Raw genomic sequence first — 5054 nt, 5'->3', positions numbered from 1 at the left:
CGACTCCGCCAGCGGCCACCTGCCGGGGTGCGGCCGGGTCGGTCAGCAGCCCCCGGGCGTCGTGGAGGAGCAGGATCCCGCTGGCGGAGTCGAGGTCGGCGTGCAGTTCCCGGGCGGCCCGGCTGCTCCTCGTCCGCTCGGTCAGGGTCGCCCCCCGGTAGTCGACCCAGGTGAAGGGCAGCACGTCCGCTCCGGCGTGGCGCAGGACCAGGTCGAAGCTGTCGCGTTGGGCCGAGGCGTACGGGTAGCGCCCCCGCCGGATCGCCCCAGCAGTCTCCCGCAGCACCCGGTCGTCGTCGGCCTCGGCGACCACCCGGAACCCGTCTACCCCCCGGTTCATCAGGGCGTACATCGACGCCATGTAGCTGGTCTTGCCGGCGCCGCTGTGACCGAGCATCACGATCCTCATGGCAGCTCCCCGAGGTCGGCCAGGTCGAACGGGTCGTACTCGGTGGTCCGCCGGGGACGGGGGGCGGACACCACGCCCCGGGCACCGAGCGCGACGGCCAGGGCCGGGTCGGCCGCCCGCACCGGCAACCGGCCGAGGCGTTCCGCGACCAGGTCCGACAGGGCCGGTGTGGCGGCGACCCCGCCGACGAGCAGTACCGCCGCCAGCCGGTCGGCCGAGGTCCCGGCGAGGTCGACGGCCTGGTCCACCAGGGCGGCGACGGCGTGCAGGGTGGGCTCGACCCGCTCGTCGAACTCCCGGCGGGTGACCAGGAGCGGTTCGGGCCACTCCGGGCGGGTGACCTGCACCGTGGTGGCGTCGGAGAGGTGCTCGCGCCACCGGGTCACCTCCGGCCCCTCCGGGGAGGTCCCGCCGGTGTCCCCCCGAACGTCTGCGTGCTCGTGCACCAACCGCCGCAGTGCGTCGTCGAGGTCAGCCCCGCCCACCAGGTCGGGTTCGGTGGCGGCGACCACCCGGGGCTCCGACCCGGCGGCCACCACCACAGCACCGGAGGCGGTACGACCGCCCACGTCGAGGACCCCGACGAGATCCCCGGGACGGACCGGCAGGTCGCCTCGACAGCCGACGACGGCGGCCACCGGAGCCGGCACGAACCGTGGCGACGGTATCCCGGCCAGGTCTGCGGCCCGGCGCAGCGCGCCGACCTCGTCGGTGTGCCAGTGCCCCGGATGGGTGAGGACGGCGTCGGTGGCGGTCGGATCGGGCCGCCCGTCGAGCGCGAGCCGCCACGCCCGGCGCAGGAGTACGGCGGTGAACTCCTCGGTCGGTACGGATCGACCCGCCAGTCGGGTCGACCGGGCGGCGGTGAGGGCACGCACCGGCAGGAGTTCGACCAGGTGAGGGTGACCTGCAGTATCCCCGGCGACGGCTGCCCCGGTGGGGTCGATCCACACGACCGAGGAGAACCGGGACACCCCGCCGGGGCCGGCCACCACGGTGCTGGTGTTCCCGACGTCGATCGCCGTGACTGTCGTCATCGTGCCTCCCGTCGGCGCGTACCGGCCACGAGGACATCAAGCCCTGGAACCCGGCCGGAGAGGACATCAGATGATGGGATCGGCCCGAATGGCCGCGCCTACGCTCGGTGGCGTACCCGTCGACCCCCGGTCGCACCCCGTCAGCCAGAAAGTGGGCCACTGTGGACAGCGTTGTGGCGTGGCGCGATGACCGAACGCATCCGGCGATCGCCGTCCGTCGGCCGTCCGGCACCAACCGGACCTGCCCCGCCGGGGCGCGGCGTCCTAGCATCGAAGCTCGACACCACCAGTCGCAGCGATGGGGACGCGAGATGGTCGAGATCGGTCGACGTCCGGTCCGGTCCTGGCCGGCCGGGACCCTCCTGTCGGTCCTCGGGGAGCCGGATCGACAGGACCTGTTGGCCATCGGCACTCCCCGCCGGCTCGCTCGCGGCGACGCCCTGATTCGTGAGGGCGAGGTCGGCGACGACGTCTTCGTCATCGTCGAGGGATGCACGAAGGTCTCCGGCGACACCTACGACGGCCGGACCACCCTCCTGGCCGTACGGGTGCCGGGCGACATCGTCGGGGAGTTCGCAGCGCTCGACGGGGGCCGTCGATCCGCCACCGTCGTGGCGTGCGCCCCGACTGTGGTCCGGTCCGTGGGGCGGGGTGCCTTCGACAGCTACCTGGCCACCCATCCGGCGGCGGATCACGCGGTACGGCGCAGCATCGTCGCCAAGCTCCGTCAGGCGACCCGGCTACGGGTGGACGCCGGGGGCTCCGCCGCCGAGGTCCGACTGGCCCGACTCCTGACCTACCTGTCGGAGGTCTACGGTCGGCCGGTCGCCGACGGTCGACTGATCGACGTGCCGCTCAGTCAGACCGAACTCGCCGCGATGGCGGGCGTGTCGGTGCCCAGCGTCCAGCGGGCGATGGCGGTCCTGCGCCGACGGGGCCTGGTGGTCCCGGGCTACCGGAGGCTCGTGGTCCGGGGCGACATCGATCCGTCCGCACCCGTCCCACCGGCCTGAGGCGGTCCGGTCCTCGACCCCGGCCGGTTCCGATGTCACATCCGTTCGTTCGGCAGGGAGGCGCGATGGCAAGGCGAAAGCCCGGGAGGCGTCGGCTCTGCCTGGTCATGGACATGGAGGGCTACAGCCACCTTCAGTACACCGCGCAACTGACAGCCCAGGAGCGGCTGGGCGGCATCGTCAGGTCGATCAGCAACCGGGCCCGGCTGCATCTGCGGCGTACCCTCCGTCAGGACCAGGGCGACGGCGTGGTGATGGTCCTGCCCACGGACGTGGACGAGCCGGTCGTCCTCGCCTCCCTCCTGTTCGGCCTGCGGCACGCCCTGCACGTGGCGAACGGCGCCGCCGAGGACGGGGGCAGGATCCGGTTGCGTGCCGCATTCAGTGAGGGAGTGGTGCACGAGGGGAGCACCGGTTACGTCGGTCAGGCGGTGATCGAGGCGTGCCGGGTGGTGGACTCCGCCCAGATGAAGGCGGAGTTGGAGAGACACGGCGACGGTGACCTGGCCGTGGCGTTCACCGAGGGCCTCTTCGTCGACGTCGTCGAGCGGGGCGGCTACCCGGATCTTCCCGCGACCGACTTCCGTCCACTGCTGGTCGAGACTCCGGACAAGAGGTTCGCGACGAACGCTCGGGTGACCCTGCCCCCGCGTGGACCGGTCCCCCCGGTCCCCTCCGCCGACCGGCTCCGGCCCCGGCCCGTCGCGGTCGCGGCGATCGGGGTGCTGGTCGGGGTGGCATCGACCGAGGACGTGGCCGAGTTGGGGGAGCGCCTGGCCGGGCTCCTCGACGTCGACGAGGAGCCCGACTCCGGGAAGGCGGTGGGTAGGTCCCACCGGTGGCCGGAGCCACCGGACAGGCCGGACGAACCCCTCGACGACGAGGTCGGAGAAGCGGAGCACCTACCCGTCCTCCCGGTCTTCCTCGACGTCGACGTCGTCGACGACACCGAGTCGTCGTCCGACGGGATCTGATCCGGGTCGTCGCCTGGGCCGGTCAGCCGGTCAGGGCGTTCACCGCGACGAAGAGGTACAGCAGGCCGCCGAGGCAGACCACGACCCCGCCGATCAGGGGTGCCCGGGACACCAGCGCCGCTGCGGCCGAGGAGCCCTCGGCTCGACCGGCCAGGAGCGCGAACCCCCTGATGGTCACCACCCCGACCCCGGTCAGCGTCGCCGCCATGCCGACCCCGAACGCCAGCACGAGCAGCACCCCGTCCAGCGCCCGGCCGGTCAACAGGCCGCTGACCAGCACCAGGAAGGCCGAGGGGGAGGGCAGCAGGCCGCCGGAGAGACCCAGGGCGACCAATCCCCGCCGGGACCACGGATCGGTCGGGGCGGGCGTCGAGTGGGAGTGGGCGCCGTCGTGGCCTGAGCCGGCCGAACGGCGGTGGGCTGGACCGTGGCCGTGGGCCGGACCGTGCCCGTGGGCCGGACCGTGCCCGTGGGCCGGGCTGTGGGCGTGGGCTGCACCGGACGCCGGAGCCTGCGGGTCGGTGCCGTCCCCGCCGACCGCCACCGGCACCAGCGCGCGGTCGTGGGTGTGGCCGTCCCCGTGGTCATGGGTGTGCCCGTGGCCGTGGCCGTGGCTGTGGCTGTGGTCGTGGCCTCGGCCGGTGAGGTGACGCCAGACCAGGTTGGCACCGACGCCGATGACCACCAGCCCGGCGAGGGCCTGGAGCCATCCGGTGATCGACTCGGTGCCGAGGCTGGCCACGCCGGTGAGGCCCACCCAGGCGACGGCGAGGACGAGCACCGAGAAGGTGTGCATCACCGCCACGATCACACCGAGCCGGGCCGCGTCCCGGTACCGTCCGCGCGTGCCGACCAGGTAGGCGGCGGTGATGCTCTTGCCGTGCCCGGGGGCCACGGCGTGCGCCGCCCCCACGCCGAACGCGACCACCAGGGCGAGCCAGAAGACCGCGCCGCCGTCGAAGAAGGCGACCAGTTTCGCGTCGAGCCCGCCGATGCCGTTCACCGGCGTACCCCTGTCCGACGACGGATCAGGAAGACGGCCAGGGCACCGGCCGCTGCCAGCCCGGTCCCGGCGGCCACCCAGGTCACCGCGCCGGGTGTTCCGCCGCCGGTGGCGGTGACCCGCAGGTCGTGACTGGCACCGGTGGCGGTGAAGAGCACCTGGCCGGGGCTTGTCGCCCGGCCGGTGGCCACCGTGCGGTACGCCGGGTTCAGGTCGGTCAGGGTGGTGACTGTCAACCGTAGTTCGGTGACCGGTCGGGGGCAGTCGAAGCGCAGGCGCGCCCCCTCGGTCAGCAGCTGTTCCAGGGGGAGCAGGGTGCCGGCGCAGTCCTGCCCGGCCTGGCTGACCCTGATGTTGCCGAGCAGGTAGTCCCGGACCGCAGTGGAGCGTTGCAGTTTCTGCTCGCCGGTGACTGTGGTGTCGACCGAGCCCTGGGTGGGGTCCTCGAAGGCCCCGACGGACTGGCCCAGCGCCACCCAGTCGTCCTCGGCGGCCTGCCAGACCAGGCTGACCCGGTCGCCGGAGACGCTGACGTCCGCCGCCGAGGGCGGACCGAACGGGTGGGCGGACGCCGGGGTGCCGGCGATGCCGAGCGTCGCCGCGACGGCGGCGCCGAGT

At 73.5% G+C, this 5054-nt stretch carries 6 protein-coding genes; 2 read left to right on the top strand and 4 right to left on the bottom strand.

The features are described from left to right. Together ABT336_RS26700 and ABT336_RS26695 are read right to left on the bottom strand one after the other, a co-directional pair. Positions 1 to 409: TRAFAC clade GTPase domain-containing protein (locus ABT336_RS26700; RefSeq protein ID WP_350900261.1), on the bottom strand; the 409-nt coding region annotated here is incomplete at its 3' end. Next, positions 406 to 1446, bottom strand: a complete 1041-nt coding sequence (locus ABT336_RS26695; protein ID WP_350900260.1) for an Hsp70 family protein — start codon at positions 1444 to 1446, stop codon at positions 406 to 408. The genes ABT336_RS26695 and ABT336_RS26700, both read right to left, overlap by 4 nt. Before the next feature lie 311 nt (positions 1447 to 1757). On the opposite strand from ABT336_RS26695, the gene ABT336_RS26690 reads away from it, so the two are divergent. Together ABT336_RS26690 and ABT336_RS26685 are read left to right on the top strand one after the other, a co-directional pair. Next, entirely contained in the window at positions 1758 to 2459 is a 702-nt protein-coding gene (locus ABT336_RS26690) for a Crp/Fnr family transcriptional regulator (RefSeq protein WP_350900258.1), read from the top strand. Positions 2460 to 2524: 65 nt separating this feature from the next. After that, positions 2525 to 3433, top strand: coding sequence for a hypothetical protein (locus tag ABT336_RS26685; RefSeq protein WP_350900256.1), 909 nt, complete (start codon positions 2525 to 2527; stop codon positions 3431 to 3433). 22 nt (positions 3434 to 3455) lie between these two features. On the opposite strand, the gene ABT336_RS26680 is transcribed toward ABT336_RS26685, so the two are convergent. Both ABT336_RS26680 and ABT336_RS26675 read right to left on the bottom strand, forming a co-directional pair. Beyond that, entirely contained in the window at positions 3456 to 4436 is a 981-nt protein-coding gene (locus tag ABT336_RS26680) for a nickel/cobalt transporter (RefSeq protein WP_350900254.1), read from the bottom strand. After that, positions 4433 to 5054, bottom strand: a 622-nt coding sequence (locus ABT336_RS26675) for a hypothetical protein (RefSeq protein ID WP_350900252.1), incomplete at its 5' end; no start/stop codon positions are given. The genes ABT336_RS26680 and ABT336_RS26675, both read right to left, overlap by 4 nt.

The organism is Micromonospora sp. NPDC000207 (genome assembly GCF_040300925.1).
Lineage (GTDB): Bacteria > Actinomycetota > Actinomycetes > Mycobacteriales > Micromonosporaceae > Micromonospora.
This window is presented reverse-complemented; position numbering and strand designations above follow the sequence as displayed.